The sequence below is a fragment of the Aeromonas sp. 604282 genome, assembly GCF_049170575.1.
In the GTDB taxonomy this organism is placed as follows: domain Bacteria; phylum Pseudomonadota; class Gammaproteobacteria; order Enterobacterales; family Aeromonadaceae; genus Aeromonas; species Aeromonas veronii_A.
The window spans coordinates 190,686-210,329 of record NZ_JAAKMV010000003.1 but is presented as its reverse complement, the minus strand read 5'-3'; the positions used below and the strand labels follow the sequence as shown (position 1 = coordinate 210,329).

Annotated in this window: 22 protein-coding genes and 1 riboswitch; of the genes, 5 read left to right on the top strand and 17 right to left on the bottom strand. The window is 60.5% G+C overall.

All coding sequences use genetic code 11. The annotated features are described in order from the left end of the window. Positions 1 to 410: 410 nt before the first annotated feature. The gene (gene folE / locus G5367_RS06310; RefSeq protein ID WP_182969390.1) at positions 411 to 1,067 is read right to left on the bottom strand and encodes a GTP cyclohydrolase I FolE; all 657 of its coding nucleotides are present in this window, start codon (positions 1,065 to 1,067) and stop codon (positions 411 to 413) included. A 309-nt stretch (positions 1,068 to 1,376) separates the two neighbouring features. Here folE and moeA point away from each other — a divergent pair, with 309 nt between their 5' ends. Continuing rightward, on the top strand, positions 1,377 to 2,603 hold the full coding sequence (gene moeA, locus G5367_RS06305) for a molybdopterin molybdotransferase MoeA (RefSeq protein WP_421245131.1): 1,227 nt from the start codon (positions 1,377 to 1,379) through the stop codon (positions 2,601 to 2,603). Next, positions 2,600 to 3,355 (top strand): molybdopterin-synthase adenylyltransferase MoeB, encoded by a 756-nt coding sequence (moeB, locus tag G5367_RS06300; RefSeq protein ID WP_421293986.1) that lies wholly within the window; start codon positions 2,600 to 2,602, stop codon positions 3,353 to 3,355. Before moeA ends, moeB begins: the two co-directional genes overlap by 4 nt. 70 nt (positions 3,356 to 3,425) lie before the next feature. Here moeB and G5367_RS06295 read toward each other — a convergent pair whose 3' ends face one another. The 16 genes from G5367_RS06295 to moaA form a co-directional block, all read right to left on the bottom strand. Then, a complete protein-coding gene (locus G5367_RS06295; protein WP_421244094.1) occupies positions 3,426 to 4,202 on the bottom strand; it encodes an alpha/beta fold hydrolase in 777 nt (258 codons plus the stop codon). A 91-nt stretch (positions 4,203 to 4,293) separates the two neighbouring features. Continuing rightward, positions 4,294 to 5,394: a molybdenum ABC transporter ATP-binding protein gene (modC, locus tag G5367_RS06290; protein WP_421244095.1), complete on the bottom strand. Its 1,101-nt coding sequence runs from the start codon at positions 5,392 to 5,394 to the stop codon at positions 4,294 to 4,296. Beyond that, positions 5,391 to 6,071 (bottom strand): molybdate ABC transporter permease subunit, encoded by a 681-nt coding sequence (modB, locus tag G5367_RS06285; RefSeq protein WP_421244096.1) that lies wholly within the window; start codon positions 6,069 to 6,071, stop codon positions 5,391 to 5,393. Before modB ends, modC begins: the two co-directional genes overlap by 4 nt. A gap of 111 nt (positions 6,072 to 6,182) precedes the next feature. After that, positions 6,183 to 6,911, bottom strand: coding sequence for a molybdate ABC transporter substrate-binding protein (gene modA, locus G5367_RS06280; protein WP_421244097.1), 729 nt, complete (start codon positions 6,909 to 6,911; stop codon positions 6,183 to 6,185). Between the two features lie 91 nt (positions 6,912 to 7,002). Continuing rightward, positions 7,003 to 7,476, bottom strand: a complete 474-nt coding sequence (gene moaE, locus G5367_RS06275) for a molybdopterin synthase catalytic subunit MoaE (RefSeq protein ID WP_139407100.1) — start codon at positions 7,474 to 7,476, stop codon at positions 7,003 to 7,005. Positions 7,477 to 7,478: 2 nt separating this feature from the next. Next, positions 7,479 to 7,724 (bottom strand): molybdopterin synthase sulfur carrier subunit, encoded by a 246-nt coding sequence (moaD, locus tag G5367_RS06270; RefSeq protein WP_323914774.1) that lies wholly within the window; start codon positions 7,722 to 7,724, stop codon positions 7,479 to 7,481. After that, complete coding sequence (moaC, locus tag G5367_RS06265) at positions 7,721 to 8,245, bottom strand: cyclic pyranopterin monophosphate synthase MoaC (protein WP_421244099.1); 525 nt, start codon at positions 8,243 to 8,245, stop codon at positions 7,721 to 7,723. The genes moaD and moaC overlap by 4 nt, the downstream gene beginning before the upstream one ends. Positions 8,246 to 8,254: 9 nt before the next feature. Beyond that, positions 8,255 to 8,761 carry a molybdenum cofactor biosynthesis protein B gene (gene moaB / locus G5367_RS06260; RefSeq protein WP_331378060.1) on the bottom strand — a complete coding sequence of 169 codons (507 nt, stop codon included), beginning with the start codon at positions 8,759 to 8,761 and terminating at the stop codon, positions 8,255 to 8,257. Positions 8,762 to 9,002: 241 nt separating this feature from the next. Beyond that, positions 9,003 to 9,596 (bottom strand): cytochrome c3 family protein, encoded by a 594-nt coding sequence (locus G5367_RS06255; protein WP_216979206.1) that lies wholly within the window; start codon positions 9,594 to 9,596, stop codon positions 9,003 to 9,005. A gap of 11 nt (positions 9,597 to 9,607) precedes the next feature. Beyond that, positions 9,608 to 10,063: a nitrate reductase cytochrome c-type subunit gene (locus G5367_RS06250; RefSeq protein WP_421244100.1), complete on the bottom strand. Its 456-nt coding sequence runs from the start codon at positions 10,061 to 10,063 to the stop codon at positions 9,608 to 9,610. Continuing rightward, complete coding sequence (gene napH, locus G5367_RS06245) at positions 10,063 to 10,938, bottom strand: quinol dehydrogenase ferredoxin subunit NapH (RefSeq protein ID WP_421244101.1); 876 nt, start codon at positions 10,936 to 10,938, stop codon at positions 10,063 to 10,065. The genes G5367_RS06250 and napH overlap by 1 nt, the downstream gene beginning before the upstream one ends. Next, the gene (gene napG / locus G5367_RS06240) at positions 10,935 to 11,672 is read right to left on the bottom strand and encodes a ferredoxin-type protein NapG (protein WP_236319247.1); all 738 of its coding nucleotides are present in this window, start codon (positions 11,670 to 11,672) and stop codon (positions 10,935 to 10,937) included. Before napG ends, napH begins: the two co-directional genes overlap by 4 nt. A 16-nt stretch (positions 11,673 to 11,688) precedes the next feature. After that, on the bottom strand, positions 11,689 to 14,178 hold the full coding sequence (gene napA, locus G5367_RS06235; RefSeq protein WP_421244102.1) for a nitrate reductase catalytic subunit NapA: 2,490 nt from the start codon (positions 14,176 to 14,178) through the stop codon (positions 11,689 to 11,691). A gap of 92 nt (positions 14,179 to 14,270) precedes the next feature. After that, positions 14,271 to 14,534 (bottom strand): chaperone NapD, encoded by a 264-nt coding sequence (locus G5367_RS06230; RefSeq protein WP_421244171.1) that lies wholly within the window; start codon positions 14,532 to 14,534, stop codon positions 14,271 to 14,273. Between the two features lie 29 nt (positions 14,535 to 14,563). Next, on the bottom strand, positions 14,564 to 15,106 hold the full coding sequence (gene napF, locus G5367_RS06225) for a ferredoxin-type protein NapF (RefSeq protein WP_421244103.1): 543 nt from the start codon (positions 15,104 to 15,106) through the stop codon (positions 14,564 to 14,566). A gap of 239 nt (positions 15,107 to 15,345) precedes the next feature. Beyond that, positions 15,346 to 16,341 (bottom strand): GTP 3',8-cyclase MoaA, encoded by a 996-nt coding sequence (moaA, locus tag G5367_RS06220; protein WP_421244104.1) that lies wholly within the window; start codon positions 16,339 to 16,341, stop codon positions 15,346 to 15,348. Beyond that, positions 16,329 to 16,469: riboswitch (molybdenum cofactor riboswitch) on the bottom strand. It overlaps the preceding gene by 13 nt. 78 nt (positions 16,470 to 16,547) lie before the next feature. On the opposite strand from moaA, the gene narQ reads away from it, so the two are divergent. The 3 genes from narQ (at position 16,548) to G5367_RS06205 (ending at position 19,577) form a co-directional block, all read left to right on the top strand. Continuing rightward, the gene (narQ, locus tag G5367_RS06215) at positions 16,548 to 18,260 is read left to right on the top strand and encodes a nitrate/nitrite two-component system sensor histidine kinase NarQ (RefSeq protein ID WP_421244105.1); all 1,713 of its coding nucleotides are present in this window, start codon (positions 16,548 to 16,550) and stop codon (positions 18,258 to 18,260) included. After that, positions 18,260 to 18,898 carry a two-component system response regulator NarL gene (narL, locus tag G5367_RS06210; RefSeq protein WP_005334471.1) on the top strand — a complete coding sequence of 213 codons (639 nt, stop codon included), beginning with the start codon at positions 18,260 to 18,262 and terminating at the stop codon, positions 18,896 to 18,898. The genes narQ and narL overlap by 1 nt, the downstream gene beginning before the upstream one ends. 103 nt (positions 18,899 to 19,001) lie before the next feature. Further along, positions 19,002 to 19,577, top strand: coding sequence for an LON peptidase substrate-binding domain-containing protein (locus tag G5367_RS06205; RefSeq protein WP_005334473.1), 576 nt, complete (start codon positions 19,002 to 19,004; stop codon positions 19,575 to 19,577). Positions 19,578 to 19,644: the final 67 nt, after the last annotated feature.

Below are 19,644 nucleotides of genomic sequence, written 5' to 3'. Positions count from 1 at the left end.
GGATATCCTGGTGGTCGTTAAATTCGTAGCACTCGTCCGGTTCACGCACTTCTGGCATGAACTATCTGGCCACTTGTTCAGTGGCGCACCATCCAACCTTGATGAATATCTCTGAATTCCATGAGCGGCAGCGAGAGCCGTGAGGGGGCGCTAGAGTAACCGGATCGTGGCGGTTCGGAAAGAGTCTGTCCGGTTACTTTTTGTAAGGTGAAAGCGAGGTTTTTTTCGTGTTCGATTAAATATATCGCTCAGATGAATAAATCGAAAAAATGCATAACGTTTGCATAGGGCAAGCCACGCGGGCCAAGCAGTGGCAGACCGCCACTCTCATCCTGAACCAATGAAAAACGCCAGCAATGGCAGCTGGCGTCTCGTTTATTCAGCATGGCGGTTACAAAACAACCGCCATCTTATCCGCGCAGGCCACCCAGAAATTCGGCCCGGGTATCGGGCTGGGTCTTGAACACCCCGCCGAGGGAGGTGGTTGTGGTATAGGAGGTGGAGTCCATCACTCCGCGCGCCTTGACGCAGTAGTGGGTCGCCTTGATGCTGATAGCCACGTCCTTGGTACCTAGCAGGGTCTGCAGCGCCAGCAGGATCTGCTGGGTCAGCCGCTCCTGCACCTGGGGACGGCGAGCGAAGAACTGCACGATGCGGTTGATCTTCGACAGGCCAATCACCTTGCCACGAGGGATATAGGCCACATGGGCCATCCCGTCGATGGTGACGAAGTGGTGTTCGCAGGTGCTGGTGAGGCTGATGTCCCGCACCATGATCATCTCGTCCACCTGCATCTTGTTCTCGATCACCGTCACCTTGGGGAAGGTGGAGTAATCGAGTCCGGAGAAAATCTCGTTGACGTACATCTTGGCGATGCGGTGCGGCGTCTCAGCCAGACTGTCATCGGTCAGATCGAGCCCCAGCGTCTCCATGATGGAGCGCATATGGCCTTCGATCTTCTCCCGCTTCTGCTGGCTGTTCAGCTCGTTGGCGACCAGGGGGGTTTCCAGTCCCTGGGCTTCGAGGGCAGCCCTGACCAGCAAGGCTTCCGGACTTAAGGTTGTCATTATCTTCTCTCCCACGCTCAGGGACGGTGAGGGCAGCTCATCGAGCAACCCCTTATGTTATGGCGGCGCACAGGGCCGACGGCATCGCTGTAATGGTAGCCACATGAGATGTGGTGGCCATCTGTTATGGCGGCATAGTAAACGGCCATTGCCACCAAGATTCAAGTCAACTTGTGCGTCACCTCATACTTTATGACCATCTCACCCCGTTTCAGCGCCGATTACCTCGAGATTCCCTCGAGATAACCTGCCCATACCCGGGGATTTTTGTGATAATCCCGCCTTCAATCATAGAAAGAGGTCATGACGATGGGATTTGATACCAGCGGACTACTCCCCTTAAGCGATGCCCTGCAAGGGATGCTGGAACAACTCGCCTGCTGCTGCGACAGCGAGCAGCTGCCCCTGCCAGAGGCCCTTGGCCGGGTACTGGCCTGTGATATCGCCTCTCCCCTCGCCGTGCCCCCCTTCGACAACTCCGCCATGGACGGTTACGCCGTGCGCCTTTCGGATCTCGCCAGCGGCACCCCGCTCATCATGGCGGGCAAGGCGTTTGCCGGTCAGCCCTATCAGGGCGAGTGGCCCGCTGGCCACTGCGTGCGGATCATGACAGGCGCCCCGATACCCGCAGGGACAGATGCAGTGGTGATGCAGGAAGAAACGCAGGCCGATGGCGATCGGATCACTTTTCTGGCACAACCCGAACCGGGCCAGAATATCCGCCGCGCCGGCAGCGATATCGGCAAAGGCGCCTGCGTGCTACCAGCCGGTACTCGCCTCACCCCGCGCGAAATGCCACTGCTGGCCTCCCTTGGCGTGGCTACCGTCGCGGTGCGCCGCCCGCTGAAAGTGGCTATTTTCAGCACTGGTGACGAGCTCAAACCGGTCGGCACCCCGCTTGCCCACGGCGATATCTATGACTCCAACCGCTACGGCGTGCGGGCCATGCTGGCACGGCTGGGCTGCGACTGCCTCGACCTTGGCATCATCCCGGACGATCCCGCCCAGCTGCGTGCCGCCTTTATCCGTGCCGATGACGAGGCCGATGTGCTGATCACCACCGGCGGCGTTTCGGTAGGGGAAGCGGACTTCACCAAACAGCTGCTGGACGAGCTCGGCGAGATTGGCTTCTGGAAGCTGGCCATCAAGCCGGGCAAGCCGTTTGCCTTCGGTCGCCTACCCCGCGCCTGGTTCTTCGGCCTGCCGGGCAACCCCGTCTCCGCCATGGTCACCTTCGATCAGCTGGTGCAACCGGCGCTGGCCAAGCTGGCGGGCCAGCACTTCGAGCGCCCGCTCCAGCTGCAAGCCCTTGCGGCCGAGCCACTCAAAAAGAGCCCGGGCCGACTCGACTTCCAGCGCGGCATTCTGAGTCAGGGAACGAACGGCCTCGAGGTGCGCAGCACCGGCTCGCAGGACTCTGCCGTGTTCAGCTCCCTGTCGCGAGCCAACTGCTACATCGTTCTTGAACGGGAACGGGGCCGCGTCGCCGCAGGCGAGACGGTAACCGTGGAGCCATTCGGGGGATTGCTGCTGTGAGCAAGATCCTCAGCGACGCCGAACTGCTGCGCTACAACCGCCAGATCATCCTCAAATCCTTCGACTTCGAGGGACAGGAGGCGCTCAAGCAGGCCCGTGTGCTGGTGATCGGCGCCGGTGGCCTTGGCTGCGCCGCCAGCCAGTATCTGGCGGTGGCCGGGGTTGGCCAGCTCACCCTGGTCGATTTCGACAAGGTGGAGCTCTCCAACCTGCAGCGTCAGGTGCTGCACAACGATGAGCGCATTGGCCACTACAAAGTAGACTCTGCCGCCCAGTCGCTACGTGCCCTCAATCCCTGGCTCAACATCGAGACCCACGCTGCCGTGGCCGATGAGGCACTGCTCGATACCCTACTGCCACGGCATCAGCTGGTTCTCGACTGCACCGACAACCTGACCATTCGCAACCTGCTGAATCAAAAAGCACGCCAGCACAGGGTGCCGCTGGTCAGTGGCGCCGCCATCCGGCTGGAGGGCCAGCTCTGCAGCTTCACCTGGCAGGAAGATGAGCCCTGCTACGCCTGCCTCAGCGCCCTGTTTGGCGAGCAGGCCCTCACCTGCGTCGAGGCGGGCGTACTCGCCCCCGTGGTGGGATTGGTGGGTAGCCTGCAGGCACTGGAAGCCATCAAGCTACTGGCCAGCATGGGCAAGAGCTACAGCGGCCGCCTGCTGATGATCGATGGCCTGAGCGGCACTTTCCGCGAGATGAAGCTGCCCAAGCGCCCCGACTGCCCGGTCTGCTCCCATCCTTGACGCAAACGGGATCAAAAAAGCCGAACCCTGTGGTTCGGCTTTTTGGTATCTGCACCTAACAACCCCTTCTTTAATGGGTCGTGAGGATCCGTTGCAACAGGTGGTTAAAGCCCGAGGGGTCTTCAGCAGGCCAGGCGTGGTGGCCGTTGGGGGTGTGGATGGTGGCGTTGGGCAAGGCGGCAAACTGCTCTACCCGTTTGGCCAGCGGCAGGTAGTCGTGACTGGTGGAGATGATGGCCACCGGCTGCCAGATTGAGCCGAGCCGGGCGCGCACCGACCAGCCGGGTAACGCCTCCAGCAGCGCCTTGTAGGTTTTCTTTTTATTGCGCACGAAACGCAGCCGGAAGGTGTGGCGCACCTGAGCCAGCTCCGGGCCGGGAAAAAGCTCGCGCCCCAGCCACCAGGCGAGCGGCCGCATGCCAAACCAGCGCAGCCACTTGAGGCGCTGGGCGTAACGCTCCTGCTCTTTGGGGGTCTCTAGCAGAAACTCGCTAACACCGTTGACCAGCACCAGCCCCTGCACCTTGTGGGGCAGTTGCAGCGCCAGCTCCAGCGCCACCATGGCCCCCAGTGACAATCCCACCACCCAGGCGGGTTCTTGCTGTGCATCGAGCCAGTTCACCACATCGGCTGCCAGGGTCGCCACATCGAACGGCCCCTCCTGCATGCTCTGGCCGTGGCCGCGCAAGTCCAGCGCCACCACCCGGTACTGTTCGGAAAACCGTTCGATCTGCGCCTGCCAGTCGAGGCTGGAGGAGCCCAGCCCGTGCAGCAGCAACAGTAAGGGGCCCTCCCCCGCACTGCGCAGGGCAAGACCGTTGAATTTCATCACCTGATTGCGGCGCATCAGTGTATTGCCTCTCGACTCATCACCTGAACCATCTCTCGTTGTTATATTGCCCGTGGTCATCCTGCCACGTTATCAGCACGGCGCCCAATCAGCCTTCGCTGACCAGACTCACCGCCTTGATGTAAGCGTAGATCTGCTGCTCCGGCACCAGCGCCAGCCGCCTGGCGGAGCGGCTGGTGATCCGGGCCAGCAGTATCTGCTCACCCAGCGCCAACTGCAACAGGGTCTGGCCGGGGCGCACCTCGCGCACCGCCAGCAGACGGGTGACGAGACAGTTGGAAAGGCTGGAGTGCTCGATGGGGGCGGTGGCGATCACCACATCGCGCCCGGCCACCTTGATCTGCAAGGGGCCGCTCTCGTCCGGCACATGGGTCATGGTGACCCGCAGTTGCTGCTCACCAAGCTGCAGGGTCGCCATCTGCTCCTCTTCATCGTAGTGAGAGAGGGTCGCCGCCAGCATCACCCCGGCATCGTCGCGACTGGCGAGCGAGAGATCGGTGCGGGCGAAAATCTCCCTCGGCCTGCCTTGCGCCTCTACCCTGCCACCTTCCAGCAGCACCAGCTGATCGCAGAGCAAACTCACCTCCTCCATAGCGTGGCTGACGAAGATCATCGGGATGCCGCTCTCCTGCTGCAACCCCTTGAGCACATGGGCCTGATGGATGCGGCTGCGCCGATCGAGCGCCGAGAAAGGCTCATCGAGCAGCAGCAGATCAGGCTCGGCCAGCAGCGCCCGCCCCAGCGATACCCGCTGGCGTTGACCGCCAGAAAGCGCATGGGCAGGCTGCCCCAGCAGATCGGCAAAACCGAGTCGCGCCGCCAGCGCTTCGGGCTGCCAGCGCCCTCGCCCCTTGCGGGCCGCCAGTTGCAGATTGCCGAGCACCGTCAGATGGGGGAAGAGGCGCGAGTCCTGAAACACCAATCCGATCCGGCGCGCTTCGGGCAGAAGTTGAGCATACTCCCGATCGCGCCACCGCAAGCGATCCCCACTTCGGCGATCGAGTCCGACGATGATGCGCAGCAGTGTGCTCTTGCCGCAGCCGGAGGGGCCGAACAGGCCGAGGATCCCCCCCAGCTCGAGGGTCAGTGCGCAATCGAGGGTAAAGGAGCCAAACTCGCGCCGAACATAGAGGTTCAGGGCATGGCGGTGCGGCTCGTTCACTGGCGGCATAGTGGCGGGCTGGTTCATCCAAACACTCTCCGCTGTCTACGCTGCAGCACACCATAGACCAGCACCAGCATCACCAGCGAGAAGGCCATCAAACCGCCCGCCAGATAGTGGGCTTGTCGGTAATCCATCGCCTCCACATGATCAAACAGGGCGATGGAGAGTACCTGGGTCTCACCCGGGATATTGCCGCCAATCATCAGCACTACGCCAAACTCCCCCAGGGTGTGGGCAAAGCCGAGGGCCGCCGCCATCACGAAGCTGGGCAGGGTCATCGGCAAGATGATGTGGAAGAAGCGTTCCAGCGGGCCTAGCCCCAGGGTAGCGGCGGCCTCCAATTCCTTGTTGCCCATGTTGACGAAGGCGGAGGTGAGCGGCTGCACCACAAACGGCAGCGAATAGAGGATGGAGGCAAACAGCAGGCCGGGAAAGCTGAAGGCAAGGGGGGCACCAAAAGTGTCGCGCCACCAGGCGCCGAAGCCATATTCGGGGGAGAAGGCGAGCAGCAGATAAAAACCCAGCACAGTGGGGGGCAGCACCAGCGGCAGCGCCACCAGCGCCTCCACCAGCGGCCGCAGCCGGTTCTGACTGCGCGACAGCCACCAGGCCAGCGGCGGTGCCAGCAACAGCAAAATCGCTGTGGTGCAGGCCGCAAGCTTCATTGTGAGCCAGACCGCCAGCAGATCCCCTTCACTCATTGCCGACCTCCCGGTTGATAAATGCCCCCAACGGCATGGTATCCATCCTTATTGCAAAGAGTGGCCGACCCGAAGGCCGACCACTCAGGGTATCGCATAAGGCCCATCCCCTTATTGGGGCAAGGCATAACCCGCCGCCTTGATCTGCGCCTGACCCGGCCCCTTGAGCCAGGCGACCAGAGCCTCGACCGCGGCGCCTTTCTTCAATACCAGCCCCTGCTGCTCGATGGGGGGATAGAAGCTCGCAGGCACTGCCCAGGCTTCGCCAGTCTTGCCCGCTTCCACCAGATTGGCCCAGGCGACAAAGCCCAGTTCAGCATTGCCGGTGTCGACAAATTGCCAGGTCTGGCCGATGTTGGCGCCGGTCAGCAACCGGTACTGCTTGGGATCGATCTTGAGATGGGTGAGGGTCGCCATGGCGGCCGCACCATAGGGGGCGGTGCGGGCATTGGCGATGGCGAGGTTGCCTTTCCAGCTGCGCAGGGTCGCTTCGTCAGGGGCCGGGCCCCCCTTCTTCCACAGCCCCAGCTGGCCGATGGCGTAGGTGAAGCGATCGCTCCCCTTGCCCTCTTTTTCCAGCTTCTCGGGGGTCGCCGCATCGGCGGAGAGGAAGAGATCGAACGGCGCGCCGTGACTGATCTGGGTGTAGAGCACTCCGGTGGCGGCAGACGAGATGGCCAAGGTATGGCCGGTCTTGGCGGTGAACTCCTTGCCAATACGATCTATGGAGCCCTTGAAGTTGGCCGCCACGGCCACTTTCACTTCATCGGCCTGCACGGCACCAGTGTGCAAGGTGGCGGCGCAGACGCCGGCGATGACAACAGATAACAGCGGTTTCATTCCCTTTCTCCTGATGGGGCCCGCACATCCGCGCCCCTTGGCGGGGCCGTGGTTCCCGTTGAACCTGCGCCCCTCGTGATGAACAGGTAGGTCAGGCTTGCCAGCGGGCAGCGGCGGCGTTGTCGCTCTCCTTGGCCTCGACCCAGCGTTGCACACCCTCGGCGGTCAGCTCTTTTTTCCAGAACGGCGCCCGGGTTTTCAAGAAATCCATGATGAAGTGACAGGCGTCAAAGGCGGCGTCGCGGTGGGCACTGCTCACCGCCACCAGCACGATCTGATCGCCAAGCCACAACTCGCCGATACGATGAATGAGGGTACACTCCTGCAGCGGCCAGCGGCGACGGGCCTCCTGCACGATATCTGCCAGCGCCTTCTCGGTCATGCCGGGGTAGTGCTCGAGGGCCAACCCCTTCACCTCCTCCCCCTGATTGAAGTCGCGCACCTTGCCAACGAAGGTGACGATGGCGCCACTGTCGGGGCGGGTGGCGAGACGGGCATATTCGTCCGCCAGCGAGAAATCCTCCCGCTGGACCATAATGCGATCGGTCATGGTTGCCTCGCTCATCCTTAACCTCCGGTCACCGGCGGGAAGAAGGCCACCTCATCGCCATCATTGATGGGGGTATCGAGGGACACCAGGGTCTGATTGACCGCGACCAAGAGCTTGCCTGCTTCCAGCGCCAACGCCCACTTGTCGCCGCGTTCACAGAGCGCCGCACGCAGCGCTTCGGCAGTGGCATAGTCGCAGGGCAGGCTCAGCTCATCGCAGGCCACCAGCTCTCTTACTTGCGCAAAAAACAGTACCTTGATCATGCTTGCTCCCCGCTATTTGACCCCAGCTGAAAATGGCCAGACTTGCCGCCTTTTTTCTCTACCAGCCGCACCTGTTCGATCACCATGTCCTTTTGTACCGCCTTGCACATGTCGTAGATGGTCAGCGCCGCTACCGACGCGGCGGTTAGCGCCTCCATCTCGACACCAGTCTTGCCGGAGAGCTTGCAGAGAGTGCGGATATGCACCCGATTCTGCTCGGGCAGCGGCACTATCTCCACCTCGACTTTGGTCAAGGCCAGCGGATGGCAGAGGGGGATGAGATCGGAGGTCTTCTTGGCGGCCATGATGCCGGCGATACGGGCGGTGGCGAACACGTCCCCCTTGTGGTGCTGGCCGCTCAGGATCAGCGCCAGCGTCTCGGGGGCCATGGCAACAAACGCCTCGGCGCGGGCTTCGCGCTCGGTCACATGCTTGTCGGTCACATCCACCATATGGGCTTCGCCGCTCTGGTTAAGATGCGTCAGGCTGGGCTGGGTCTGCTTGGGATCGGTCTGGTTCATCGTTTGCTCTCAGAGGTGGGAGACAAAGTTGCACGGCTTGGTGCGGGCATCAAGCTGATCGCGGATCAGTTGCTCCCAACCCAGCTGACAGGCGCCGGTGGAGCCGGGCAGGCAGCAGATCAGGGTGCGATTGGCGAGTCCCGCCAGCGCACGGCTCTGCATGGCGGAGCCTTTAATCTCGGCAAAAGAGAGTTGACGGAACATCTCGCCAAAACCCTGTACTGTGCGCTCGAACAGCACACCGACAGCTTCCGGTACCCGGTTCTGTTCATTGAAGCCGGTACCGCCGTTAATCAGCACCACCTGCACCCCTTCATCAGCGATCCACTCGCTCACCCGTGCCCGGATGCGAAACAAGTTGTCCGGGCAGAGCGCCCGATCGGCCAGCTGATGGCCTGCATCGGTAAGGGCCGAGACCAGATAGTCACCCGAGCTGTCATCGGCGGCAGTGCGGCTGTCGGAGACCGTCAGCACGGCGATCTTGAGGGGAATAAATACGTTGTTTTTCTGTCCCATCGGGCAGCTCCTTGTGGCTATGGGCCGTCAACGAGGCAGGAAGAGAAGGGGTATGAGAGGCCAGCTGTCAGGGCGCAAAAACGGACGCAGACAGGGGTGACCAACTTGCTCAAGCATGTGACGGCGGGCTGATTCTATCAAAGGTTTCACGAGATATGGGATTTAAAAGACGCACAAATCTGATGCTTGTCCCATATATGAGCAAAGACAGGCCGGGGAACCCCGGCCTGTCTTTGCAAGATCAGAACCCTTTCACCCCGGTCATGTCGGGCAACTGGTGAGCAATCCCCTTGTGACAATCGATACAGGTAGCCTGCCCCTCCTTGCCGAGGTTGGCAGAGTGCATCTGGACGGCACGCTGTCCTTGCAGGGAGAAGTCCATGTACTCGAAGTTGTGGCAGTTGCGGCACTCGCGCGAATCGCTCTCCTTCATCCGCTGCCACTCCCGCTCCGCCATCTCGCGTCGGTGTGCCTCGAACTTCTCGCGGGTATCCACCTTTCCGGTGATCATGCCCCACAGCTCCTTAGAAGCCTGCACCTTGCGGATGATCTTGTAGGTCCACTCATGGGGCACATGGCAATCCGGGCAGCTGGCCCGTACACCGGAGCGGTTGGCGTAGTGGATGGTATCGCGATACTCCTCGAACACATTGTCTTTCATCTCGTGACAGCTGGTACAGAAGGCCTCGGTATTAGACGCTTCCATGGCGGTGTTGAAACCACCCCAGAAAATCACGCCGCCGAAGAAGCCCATCAGCAGAATGACCCAGAGAGCCGCCTTCGACGGTGACTTGAAGGTGGTCCACAGACGCTGCACAAAACCGGGTAATTTCATCTATGGGCTCCTTAGTTCAGCGCTTCAACGGGCTTGAAGGTATTCTCCACCAAGGGCTTGGCATCTGTTTGCGGCACGTGGCATTGCAAGCAGAAGTAACGACGGGGGGAGACTTCACCCAGCGTCATGCCATCGCGGGTCTCGAAGTGAGTCGGGCTGATCTTGGGTGCCTTCATGGCGCTGGCATTCTTGAAGCTGTGGCAGGCCAGGCACTTGTTGACCTTGGTATCCACTTCGTAGTTGCGAATGTCGTGGGGGATCAGCGGCGGCTGATGCATGTACTGGCGGTCGTAGGGCGCGCCATCCTTGCGGAAGTTTTTCAGCGGCGCAGTGGTGGAATCGGTCACCAGATCGGTGGCGCCCCGCTCGGACTTGAGGCCACCGGTACTGTTGGTGATCTCGGGGGCCGCTGCCATCAAGGATCCCGCCATCAGGCAGGCCAGCATTGCTCCAATCAGCTTTTTCATTATTTTTTCTCCGACGTTTTTTCTGCCTTGACGGCAAAACCTACAGTGATTTCAAAAACTTGTTCCGCGCAAACATCAATGCAGCGGCCACAGTTGGTACACTCCTGAGCCGCAATCAAGGGCCCGTGACCGCGCTTGGCACCGTGAACAGGCCCGCGCAGGATGGGACGCTCCGGGCAGACCGCATAACAATCCATGCAGTTGTTGCACCGCTCGCGCCCCTTGGCAGAAATCTTGATAAATCCGACCCGATTGACCAGGGCATAGAAAGCCCCCACTGGACAGAGATGACCACACCAGCCCCGCTCAACCACGAAAAGATCGAACAGGAACAGCGCCACCAGCAGAGCCCAGCCCGCCCCCATGCCAAACAACAAACCGCGCATGGCCAAGGACACAGGATTGACCAACTCCCACGCCATCACCCCGACCACCGCTGGCACCACCAGCACCATGGCCAGCAGCCAGTAGCGGGTCGCACGGCTGAACTGGCCATTGCCCTTGAGGCCAAGTCGCCCCCTGAGCCAAGCTGCGGCATCCGTGATGAGGTTGACCGGACAGACCCAGGAGCAGAACACCCTCCCCCCGACCAGCCAGTAACCGGCCAGCACAATGGCAGCCCCCAGCCAGAGAGTGGTGATGGGCCAGTGACCCGCCGCCAGCGACTGCAACAGCGTGAGGGGATCGGTGAGCGGCACCGTCTCCAGCAACAGGGAGCTGGAGAGGTTGCCCTTGAGGATCCAGATGCCCGCCAGCGGCCCCAGCAAAAACAGCCCGAGCACGCTGAACTGGCTGAGCCGACGCAGCAACAGGAAGCGGTGGGAACGCCACCACCCCAGCTTGATACGAGCCTCCTCTCCCGGATAACGACTCATAGTCCCTCCGGTTTGCGGGTGGGCAGGGTGAGCCTGTCGCCGATGATCGACTTGTTCCCCGCCTTGGCCTTCTCTTCCCAGCCGAGCCGGTAGTGATGACCCAGCTCACCTTTGGCAAGCTGGCGTGGCACCACCTTGATGGCGGCCTTCTCCAGCACGCAGGCGTGCTCACACTTGCCACAGCCGGTACAGACATCGCTGTGTACCGTGGGCAGGAACATGGCGTGCTTGCCGGTACGCTGGTTATGCTGCAGCTCAAGAGTGATCGCCTTGTCAATCAGCGGACAGACCCGATAACAGACATCGCAGCGCAGACCCAGATAGTTGAGACAGGTCTCGTGATCGATGAGCACTGCCACCCCCATCCGGGCCTGATCGATGTCGGTCATCTGCTGATCCAGCGCCCCGCTCGGACAGGCCACCACACAAGGGATGTCATCACACATCTCGCAGGGCACGGCACGCGCCTTGAAATAAGGGGTACCAGTGGTCACAGGGTCAAACAGCCGGGCGAGCTTGAGGGTGTCGTAGGGGCAGGCCTCAACGCAGAGCCCGCAACGCACGCAGGCACCGAGAAACTCCGCTTCATCGAGGGCGGCGGGCGGACGCAGCGCCTGGGCAGGCACAGCTTGTGCCTGCTGGCGGGCCACGCCACCAAGCCCCACGCCAAGCAGGCCCACACCGCAGGCCCCCTTGGCCATGTCGACCAGAAACTGGCGACGACTACGACTCATCTCGCACTCCCCCGCCTTAAGCCTTCATCACCTTGACGGCGCACTTCTTGTAATCGGTCTCTTTCGAGAGCGGATCGGTGGCGTCCAGGGTCAGCTTGTTGACCAGCTGGCTCGCATCAAAGAAGGGCATGAAGACCAGTCCTTTCGGCGGACGGTTGCGACCACGGGTCTCGACCCGGGTCTTCACCTCGCCACGGCGGGAGGAGACGATCACCTCTTCGCCACGACGCACGCCACGGGCCTTGGCATCGTCCGGGTGCATGAAGAGCACCGCATCCGGGAAGGCACGATAGAGCTCGGGCACCCGACGGGTCATGGTGCCGGTGTGCCAGTGCTCCAGCACGCGGCCGGTGGAGAGCCACAGGTCGTACTCTTTATCCGGCGACTCGGCGGCGGGCTCGAACGGCAGGGCGAAGATGACCGCCTTGCCATCGGGCTTGCCATAAAAACGCACCCCCTCGCCCGCTTTCACATAGGGGTCAAACCCTTCGCGATATCGCCATAGGGTCTCTTTGCCATCCACCACCGGCCAGCGCAGACCGCGCGCTTCGTGGTACTGATCGAACGGCGCCAGATCGTGGCCATGGCCGCGACCAAAGGTGGCGTACTCCTCAAACAGACCCTTCTGGACGTAGAAACCGAAGTGCTCGGCTTCGTCGTTCAGCAGCCCTTTGCTCTGCTCTTTCGGGAACTGGTTGACCTGACCGTTGGCATAGAGCACGTCGAACAGGGTTTTGCCCTTCACTTCCGGCATCTTGGCAATCAGCTCAGCTGGCCACACTTCCTCGACCTTGAAGCGCTTGGAGAACTCCATCAGCTGCCACAGGTCGGACTTGGCCCCTTCCGGCGCTTTCACCTGCTGGTGCCAGAACTGGGTACGGCGCTCGGCGTTGCCGTAGGCTCCCTCTTTCTCCACCCACATGGCGGTGGGCAGGATGAGGTCAGCGGCCTGGGCAGTGACGGTCGGGTACGGGTCGGAGACCACGATGAAGTTGCGCGGATCGCGATAGCCAGGCAGGCGATCGGTATTCATGTTGGGGCCGGCCTGCATGTTGTTGTTACACATCACCCAGTAGGCATTGAGCTTGCCGTCCTTGAGCATTCGGTCTTGCAGCACGGCGTGGAAACCCACCTTGTCGGGAATGGTCCCCTCCGGCAGTTTCCAGATCTGCTCGGCAATGGCGCGGTGCTTGGGCTCGGTCACCACCATGTCGGCAGGCAGACGGTGAGCAAAGGTACCCACTTCACGGGCGGTGCCACAGGCAGAGGGCTGACCGGTCAGTGAGAAAGGACCATTACCCGGCTCGGAGATCTTGCCGGTCAGCAGGTGGATGTTGTAGCAGAGGTTGTTGGCCCAGACGCCACGGGTATGCTGGTTGAAACCCATGGTCCAGTAGGAGACCACCTTCTTGCTTGGATCGGCATAAAGCTGTGCCAGCTTCTCGAGCTTGTCCTTGGGTACGCCAGAGAGCTTGGAGACGGACTCCAGATCGTAATCCGCCACGAACTTGGCGAATTCCTCGAAGGTCATCGGAGTGGCATCGCCGCTGTCCGGGTTCTTCGCTTTCTGCTGCAGCGGATCGGTCGGACGCAGACCGTAACCGATGTCGGTGACACCTTTCTTGAACACGGTGTGCTTGTTGACGAAGTCCCAGTTCACCTTGTCGTTCTGGATGATGTAGTTGGCGACATAGTTGAGGATCGCCAGATCGGTCTGGGGGGTAAATACAATGCCGTTGTCCGCTAGTTCGAAGCTGCGGTGCTCAAAGGTCGAGAGCACGTGCACCTGCACGTCCGGGTTGGAGAGACGGCGATCAGACATCCGCGACCAGAGGATGGGGTGCATCTCGGCCATGTTGGAGCCCCACAGCACGAACGCATCGGCCTGCTCGATATCGTCGTAGCAGCCCATCGGTTCATCCATACCGAAGGTACGCATGAAGCCGACAACCGCAGATGCCATGCAGTGGCGGGCATTGGGGTCAATGTTGTTGGAGCGGAAACCGGCCTTCATCAGCTTGGCGGCGGCATAGCCTTCCCAGACTGTCCACTGGCCGGAGCCGAACATGCCGACAGCGGTCGGCCCCTTCTCTTTCAGAGTTGCCTTGAACTTCTCGGCCATGATGTCGAACGCCTGATCCCAGCTGATGGGGGCGAAGTCGCCATCCTTGTCGAACTGGCCGTTCTTCATCCGCAACATCGGCTGGGTCAGGCGATCCTGGCCGTACATGATCTTGGAGAGGAAGTAGCCCTTGATGCAGTTGAGGCCACGGTTGACCGGTGCATCGGGGTCGCCCTGAGTCGCCACGACCCGACCATCCTGAGAGCCCACCAGCACGGAACAGCCGGTACCGCAGAAGCGGCAGGGAGCCTTATCCCAATGGATGGCAGTCTTGTCGGTACTGGTGATGAGATTGGCTGCCAGCGTGGGGGCACTGACACCGGCCACGGCAGCAGCAGCTGCTACCGCGTTGGCCTTCATAAAGTCGCGTCGACTCAGCTTCATGGCATATCCTCACATTGCTTATCGCGTAATAGTTGTCGAATCTGTCGAACGGGAGCCAGCCATCAGCAGTAGAGGGCACGCCCGGCATCCCATCACTCTTTTCGGTGATCGCCCAGTTCATCGAACTGGTGGTAAATCAGGGCGGCTGAGAGCACACCCGGCATCGCCTGTATCGCATCAATGGCCGCCATGATCGGTCGCTGGCTCGGACCTTCCAGGGTCACGACCAGCTTGCCCTCGTCACTGACGGCGTGGATCTCGGCCCCTTCCAAGGCGCCAATCTGCCCGGCGAGCTGATGGCGCAAGGGGGGCTGGGTCAGCACCACCAGACTCGATACATGGAACTCCTGATCCATTGTTGCTTCTGTGTCACACGGCTTCTGACTCATTCTGACTCCTGCTTGAGGGTGTACTGGCTCGCACCACCGGATGGGGCGGCTCGCCCGTCGACCTTGATGCTGCCAACCGGACAATCCTGCACACAGGCGCCGCAGCCGTTACAGCGATCCGGCTCGACCGTCGGGGTGGGCACGCGCCCCAGCACCGGAATAAAGCGAATGGCATTGGGCTCGCAGCTGTCCTGACAGCGCTGGCAGAACACCTGACCATTGGCCAGACAGTTGGCCTCGATATGGGCCTTGTAGTGCCAGGGAGACTCGCTGGTCGGGCGAAACAGCGGCGCCTTGCAGACAGTGACGCACTCGGTGCAGAAGGTGCATTCGCCACGCTGGAAATCGACCACCGGAAAACCGCCCTCGCCATTCACCAGGATCTGCTCCGGACAGGCGGCCAGACAGTCCCCGCAGCGGGTGCAGTCGGCGACAAATGCCGACCAGTTGACTGACCAGGGCAACTGTACCGGCGGTTCGGCGGTTCTCAGCCGCCCCCGGAACAGGCCGCGGCGGGCAAGATCGATCTCATCCGGCATGTTGACTCCTGTTCTGGTGAAGAAGGGGACAGTGCGAGTCCATGATTGGCATTCTTGATACCAATTATAAGAGTGGGTGTATATTGCGGCCCTGACAAGGTAAGGGATATACCACCAGGGAGATAAACAGGGGGGATTCTTGCGCCAGATCAAAGCCTTGCAGCGCAATAAAAATGGAGGTATCGGTTAAAATACCTCCATGTGAGGATTGCTATTTAATCGTTGGCGATTTTTTGCGTTTATCCACCGATCGAGGCGAGATGAGGAGTGATGCCGGCATTGCCTTCATGAAGCCGATGGGTGGCACTCTTGCCCGCCAGTGCCGCGCGAATGCGCTGTTGCAGCTCATCGGATTGTGCATCTGCATCGAGCAGATCCCGCAAGTCGATGCCGTTGTCGCCAAACAGGCACAGATGCAGCTTCCCCAGCGAGGAGACCCGCAGCCGGTTGCAACCGGCACAGAAATCCTTGCTGTAGGGCATGATAAGCCCCACCCCACCCTGCGATTCCGGATGCATGAATACCTGCGCCGGACCGTCATCCGTGCCCCGCAACTGCTGCACCCAGCCGCTCTCCAGCAAGCGCTGTTTAATCTGTTCGCCGCTGACATGGTGGTCACGAAACAGGGTATCCATCTCGCCGGTCTGCATCAGTTCGATAAAGCGCAACTCGATGGGCTTGTGCCTGATCCAGCCGAGAAAGGCATCAAGCTGGTAGTCGTTGAGCCCCTTGAGCAGCACCGCATTAATCTTCACCGATTTGAAACCGGCGGCCAGTGCCGCTTCGATCCCCTCCATCACCTCCGCCAGCTTGTTCTCACCGGTGATCTGGTGAAACTGGCGCGGGTCGAGACTGTCGACACTGACATTCAGCGCGTTGAGTCCGGCATCAAACCACTCCTGGGCCCGCTCCTTGAGGCGATAGCCGTTGGTAGTCATGGCGACCTTCTCGATACCCGGGGTAGAGGCAATCACCCTGACGATCTCGGTGAAATCGCGGCGCAGGGAGGGCTCGCCCCCCGTGATGCGCACCTTGCGGGTGCCCATGGCGGCAAAACCGCTGACCACACGGCGGATCTCGTCAATCGAGAGAAAGGGTTGACGCCCCGCTTTGTGACCTTCGGGGGGGCGATAGCCGTCAGGCAGGCAATAGGTGCAACGGAAATTGCACACATCGGTCACTGACAGACGCAAATAGTAAAAACGACGGGAAAAACCATCTTCAAGTGGCAACATAAACACCTTTCCAAATACGGGAGGCCAGGGCATTTCTTTCCTGACCCTTACAGCTCGAACGTCGGCTGACGGCTGGTTTCCCCCTATCGCTAGGACTTAGGCAAAACCGCTCGGAGTTCATCTAGTTTTTCGATGCTAACACAAGTTGGAGTACACTCCCACGCATCTTGCGGGGTCCTTATCACTATTCAGAGGTGCGCATCAGTATGGGAAAACGGTTCAGGGTCCATTCGGTCAGCAGTGCCATTGGCCGCGCCATGGTGTTGATCCTCTTCATGGCCAGCCTGATCGCGCTGGTCGCCATGGTCACCCTCTTCTACTCGGTACCCGATGCCAAGGCGATCAACCTCTCCGGTTCGCTGCGGATGCAGGCCTACCGGATGGCCTACGAAATCGAGCGGGGCGACAGCGTACTGGGCCGTCTGAGCCAGTTTGAAGAGACACTTCATGCTGCGGAGCTACAGGAGACCCAACGCTGGATCACGCCTGCCTCCCTGCGTCGCACCTATGGCGAGGTGCTCGGCCAGTGGCAGGTGATGCGCCAGCACATCGAGGATCGCACCCCCAGACGGTACACCGATAACACCGAGCAGTTTGTGGCGGCCATCGACAATTTCGTCAATCAGATGCAGTACCACGTGGAATTCAAGGTGCGGATGCTGGCGCTTGCGGAGGGGCTCGGCCTGCTGGCCATCATCACCATCGCCTGGTTCACGGTGCGCTTCACCCGTCAGCAGGTGGTCGCCCCCCTCAACCAGCTGGTCTACTGTGCCCGCCAGATCCAGCGGCAGGATTTCGATCTTAAGCTGCCCGCCCACGGCGAAAACGAGCTGGGGGAGCTCTCGCGCGCCTTCGTCACCATGGCAGACGAGCTGGGTAAGCTCTATCGGGAGCTGGAAAACAAGGTGGAAGAGAAAACCGCCAAGCTGCAACAGGCCAACGACACCCTCTCGTTTCTCTACTCGACCGCCCAGAAGCTGCACGCCGCCCCGCTCAGCACCCGCACCCTCATCAAACTGCTGGACCGCGCCGCCGCCCACCAACATATCGACCATATCCGGCTGACCCGCTTCGAGCACAATGCCATGCCGGTCTATATCTCGGGGCGTACCGGCTGGCCCGGCGATCTCGATGCGGTCGCCAGCTTCTATCTGCAGATGGATGAGCAGGAGTTTGGTCGCCTCGACATCATCAGCCAACACCCCATCGATGAGCGGTTGATTAAAAACTTCACCATGCTGCTGGCTCAAGTGCTGCACAAAGACCAGACCCTGCTGCAGCAGCAGCGACTGCTGCTGATGGAGGAGCGGGCGGTGATCGCCCGCGAGCTGCACGACTCGCTGGCGCAGGCCCTCTCCTATCTCAAGATCCAGTCCACCCTGCTCAAGCGCTCTTACGCCAAGGGGCAACATGACAAGGCGCAGGAGGCGATGCAGCAGATCGACGAGGGGCTTAGCAATGCCTATACCCAGTTGCGCGAACTGCTCGGTACCTTCCGTCTCACCATTGGCGATGCCAATCTGGGGGAAGCGATCCGCGTCATGCTTGATCAACTGCAACCTCAGACCCAGGCCGAAATCCGGTTCCATTACGGGCTGGCCGACAACGACCTGGAGGCGGGCCAGCATATCCACATTTTGCAGCTGATCCGTGAGGCAGTGCTCAATGCCATCAAACATGCCAATGCGCAAGTGATTGATGTTAGCTGTGAGACCCTCGCCAGTGGTAACATTGAGGTTCAGATTTCAGATGACGGTGTCGGGATCGGACTCGCCAGCTCGGCGATCAACCATTACGGGTTGAGCATCATGAACGAGCGCGCCAGCAAACTGCACGGTCTGCTGACCATCAACGAGCAGCAACCACAAGGCACCTGCGTGCATCTGACCTTTCCCACCAGTCTAGCGAGAGACGCCTGATGGACGAGATGAAATACACAGTTCTGGTCGTAGATGACCATCCCCTCATGCGCAAAGGGATTGTGCAGTTGCTGGCTCTGGAAGAGAACATGGAGGTGACCGGTGAAGCCTCCAACGGCACAGATGCCGTGGCGCTGGCCAAAGAGTCCGAGCCGGACCTGATCCTGCTCGACCTCAATATGAAGGGGCTCTCCGGCCTCGATACCCTCAAGGCGCTGCGGGCCGAAGAGATCACCTCCCGGGTGGTGATCCTCACCGTCTCCGATGCCCGTCAAGATGTGGTGGCTTTGCTCAAGGCAGGTGCTGACGGCTACCTGCTCAAGGATACCGAGCCTGATCTGCTGCTGGCACAGCTGGCCGACGTGATGACCGGCAAGCAGATCCTGAGCGAACCGCTGCGCCCCTATCTCGAAAACATCTACGAGCTGGATCACTTGCAGCAGAAGCTGGAAAGCTTAACGCGTCGCGAAATGCAAATCCTGCGCGAAATTGCAAAAGGCCTCTCCAACAAACAGGTCGCCTCGGTACTCCATATCTCCGAGGGAACGGTCAAGGTTCACGTGAAGAGCCTGCTGAAGAAACTCGAGGCACAAAGCCGCGTGGAAGCGGCTGTCATGTATCTGGAGCAGCGCAACTAAGCGCCCTCAACCGCCCGAAAAGCCACCCTCCGGTGGCTTTTTTCATTCTCTGGCACAGTCGCTGCATTGTCATATTCAGCAACTACTCAATGGAGGATGGAACATGAAACTACAACCTTTGGCACTGTTCCCCTTGCCTTCCCACATACTGCCGGGCGGCAAGCTTCCTCTGCGTCTGTTCGAGCCACGCCACCTGCAGATGCTCAAGGAGTCATTCATCAACGATCAGGGCTTTGGCATCGTGATGGAAGAGTCGACCACCTCGGGACAATCCGGCCGCATTCTGCCGGTGGGCACCCGGGTCAAGGTGACCGACTTCTACACCCTCAATGATGGCCTGCTGGGGGTGACGGTGCTGGGACTGGAGCGCTTCTGCATCCACGAGATGGAAACAGACGAGATGGGCCTGCGCCGGGCCAAGGTGGAGATGCTGCCCAACTGGCCGAGCACCCACTCAGATTTCAACGACAAGCTGCTGGTCAATCGCCTGCGGGAAGTGTTCGAGCAGTATCCGGAGCTTGATGAGCTCTATCCGGATAAGCGCTTTGAAGATGCCGCCTGGCTCTGCCAACGCTGGCTCGAGATATTGCCGATGCCGATTTATGAAAAGCAGATGCTGATTGCCAAACAAAACAGCGAAGCGGCCCGTAAATTCCTGCATCGCCTGATTTCACAATGACAAAAACAGCGTTGCAAAATGCAATTATTCCAACAATGAAAATTTGAAATTCGCATTTTGCGAGTGA